General features: G+C 70.3%; 3 protein-coding genes and 2 pseudogenes. 2 read left to right on the forward strand and 3 right to left on the reverse strand.

Annotation, left to right across the window (positions count from 1 at the left end):
- The 3 genes and pseudogenes from KN815_RS45835 to KN815_RS45840 all read right to left on the reverse strand — a co-directional run.
- Window positions 1–197, reverse strand: a pseudogene (locus KN815_RS45835) (ABC transporter ATP-binding protein); the annotation flags it as partial.
- Window positions 194–316, reverse strand: a complete 123-nt coding sequence (locus KN815_RS51750; RefSeq protein ID WP_301184707.1) for a hypothetical protein — start codon at window positions 314–316, stop codon at window positions 194–196. The pseudogene KN815_RS45835 and the gene KN815_RS51750, both read right to left, overlap by 4 nt.
- A complete protein-coding gene (locus tag KN815_RS45840; RefSeq protein ID WP_216347715.1) occupies window positions 313–2,055 on the reverse strand; it encodes an ABC transporter ATP-binding protein in 1,743 nt (580 codons plus the stop codon). Before KN815_RS45840 ends, KN815_RS51750 begins: the two co-directional genes overlap by 4 nt.
- Before the next feature lie 121 nt (window positions 2,056–2,176).
- Here KN815_RS45840 and KN815_RS45845 point away from each other — a divergent pair, with 121 nt between their 5' ends.
- A complete protein-coding gene (locus KN815_RS45845) occupies window positions 2,177–2,452 on the forward strand; it encodes a MoaD/ThiS family protein (protein ID WP_014053934.1) in 276 nt (91 codons plus the stop codon).
- Window positions 2,453–2,463: 11 nt separating this feature from the next.
- Window positions 2,464–3,089, forward strand: a pseudogene (locus KN815_RS45850) (hypothetical protein); the annotation flags it as partial.

Raw genomic sequence — 3,089 nt, forward strand, 5'->3', positions numbered from 1 at the left:
ACCACCGCGAGCGCGACGCTGCCCGTGCCCAGCGCGAGCACCAGCAGCGCGATGCCGCGCTCGGGGCGCAGCCGGGCCAGCAGCCGGCGGCCGGAGCCGCGGAAGTCCAGGGACCGCTCGGTCGGCTGCCCGCCCATGAACCGGCCGGGCCCGGCGGCGGGCGCCGGGCCCCTGCGCGGTGCCGAGGTGCCACTCATGCCGTGTCCCTTACATTCGCCCCGCTGCGCCAGTAGCTGATGTGACTGTCGCCCACGCGGCGCAGAGGTGCGACTTTCATCGTCTTCTGCGGCTCGGTGGCCGCGTGTGCGTCGCTCATGCGGCTTCCTGTTCGGTGAGCTGGGAGAGCACGATCTCGCGGTAGGTCTCGTTGCCGGCCATCAGCTCGCCGTGGGTACCGGCGCCGACGATCCGCCCCGCGTCGAGCACCACGATCAGATCGGCGCCCCGGATGGTGGACACCCGCTGGGCGACGATGACGACCGTCGCGTTCTCCGTCTCGTCCACGAGCGCCGCCCTCAGCCGGGCGTCGGTGGCGTAGTCGAGCGCGGAGAAGGAGTCGTCGAAGAGGTAGACGGACGGCCTGCGGACCAGGGCCCGGGCGATGGCCAGCCGCTGCCGCTGCCCGCCGGACACATTGGTCCCGCCCTGGGCGATCGGGGCGTCGAGCCCGGCCTCCATGGACTCCACGAACTCCCGTGCCTGGGCGGTCTCCAGGGCCCGCCACAGCTCCTCGTCGGTGGCGTCGGGATTGCCGTACCGCAGGTTGGAGGCGACGGTTCCGGCGAAGAGATACGGCTTCTGCGGGACGAGCCCGATGTTCCGGGTCATCACCTCCGGATCGAGGTCGCGCACATCCACCCCGTCGAGGTGGACGCTGCCGTCGGTCGCGTCGAACAGCCGCGGCACCAGCCCGAGCAGGGTCGACTTGCCACTGCCGGTGGAGCCGATGACGGCGGTGGTCCGGCCGGGCCGGGCGATCAGCGAGATATCGCGCAGCACCGGCTCATCGGCGCCGGGGAAGCGGAACTCCACGCCCCGCAGCTCCAGCAGCCCCCGTCCGGCGTCGGCGGGCGCGGCGGTGACGGGCACGAGGGGCGGTACGACACTGGTCTCGGTGTCCAGCACCTCCTGGACGCGCTCGGCGCACACCTCGGCCCTCGGCACCATCATGAACATGAAGGTGGCCATCATCACGGACGACAGAATCTGCGCCAGATAGCTGAGGAACGCGGTCAGCGCGCCGATCTGCATCCCGCCGCTGTCGATCCGGTGCCCGCCGAACCAGACGACGGCCACGCTGGAGACGTTCACCACCAGCATCACGGAGGGGAACATCAGCGACATCAGCCGCCCGGCCCGCAGCGAGACGTCCATCAGCCCGGTGTTGGCGGTGGTGAAGCGGTCGCGCTCATGGGTGTCGCGGACGAAGGCGCGGATGACCCGGATACCGGTGATCTGCTCGCGCAGCACCCGGTTGACGGTGTCGATGCGGTCCTGGACATGGCGGAACAGCGGCCGCATCCGGCGGACGATGAGCGTGACGACCACGCCCAGGGCCGGAACGATGAGCAGGAGCAGCCCCGACAGCGGAACGTCCTGGTTGAGCGCCATGACCACACCGCCGACGCACATGATCGGCGCCGAGACCATCAGCGTGAACGACATCAGGCACAGCATCTGCACCTGCTGCACATCGTTGGTGGTGCGGGTGATCAGGGACGGCGCCCCGAAGTGGCCCATCTCACGGGCCGAGAAGGACTGCACCCGGTCGAAGACGGCGGCGCGCACATCGCGGCCGAGCGCCATGGCCGTACGGGCGCTGAAGTAGACGGCTCCCGCGGCGCACACGATCTGGACAAAGGTGACGGCGATCATCAGCCCGCCGACACGGACGATGTAGCCGGTGTCGCCCTTCACCACTCCGCCGTCGATGATGTCCGCGTTCAGCGCGGGGAGGTAGAGGGTGGCAAGGGTCTGCACCAGTTGCAATAAAACGATCAGCGTGATCGTTCGGGTATAGGGCCTCAGATACGCCCGTATCAGTCGTACCAGCACACCGAAACCTTAAGTGACTCACGCCCCGAACCGGCCGTATTTTCGACGAACCGCGCGTGGTCCATGGCGCGGGCCCGCACCCGTCATCATGGAGGCGGCAGATGACGGGAAAGGGATCGCGATGGCGATGAAGAACACGCCCGCCGGGACCATCCGGTACTGGGCCGCCGCCCGCGCCGCGGCCGGTACCGCGGAGGAGCCGTACGCCGCGCGGACACTGGCGGAAGCGCTGGACGTGGCCCGGGAGCGGCACACCGCACGGCCGGAGTTCGCGCGCGTGCTGCTGCGCTGTTCGTTCCTGGTCGACGGAACCCCGGTCGGCACCCGCGACCACAAGACGATCCAACTCGCCGAGGGCGGCACGGTCGAGGTGCTCCCGCCGTTCGCAGGAGGGTGAACCCCGAGCTCATGAGCAACCAGCCGCACCAGCCCAACGAGCCCCACGAGCCTCACCAGCAGAACCCGCAGCAGCCGCAGAATCCGCAGCAGCCGTATCCCCCGTACGGGTCGTACGAGGCTCCTTACGGCGGATACGACCAGAGCGCGCATCCTTACGGCGGCGATGGCGGTAACGGCGGCCACGGTCAGGGTGCCCAGCAGCCGGGCGACTGGCCGGGGTACGAGGGCTATCCGCAGCAGCAGGGATACGCCCAGGCCCAGCCGCCGCAGTACCAGCACCCGCAGCAGCAGTACCAGCAGCAGCCGTACGCGGATCCTTACACCGCCCCCCAGCAGGGACACCAGGCGCACCAGGCCCAGTACTCGCACCAGGGCCACCAGAGCCACCAGAGCCACCAGGGCCAGTACGCCCAAGGCTGGGATCAGCAGCAGCACCCGTACCAGCCCGCCCCCCAGCATCCGGCCCAGCACCCGCACCCGGCCCAGCCCCGGACCGCGGCGCAGACCCATGCGCAGGCCCAGCACCCACAGGCCCAGCACGCACAATCCCAGCAGCCACAGCCCGCGCCCGCCCCCGCGACGGCAGCCGCCACGGCAACCGCCACGGCAACCGCGACCGCCACCGCCGAGCCGCC

It is taken from the genome of Streptomyces niphimycinicus, from assembly GCF_018883605.1.
GTDB classification, from domain to species: domain Bacteria; phylum Actinomycetota; class Actinomycetes; order Streptomycetales; family Streptomycetaceae; genus Streptomyces; species Streptomyces niphimycinicus.

Bases quoted from the DNA above. Each gene is read 5' to 3' on its own strand.
- KN815_RS45845 (WP_014053934.1), top strand. From the start codon at position 2,177: ATGGCGATGAAGAACACGCCCGCCGGGACCATCCGGTACTGGGCCGCC.
- KN815_RS51750 (WP_301184707.1), bottom strand. From the start codon at position 316: ATGAGCGACGCACACGCGGCCACCGAGCCGCAGAAGACGATGAAAGTC.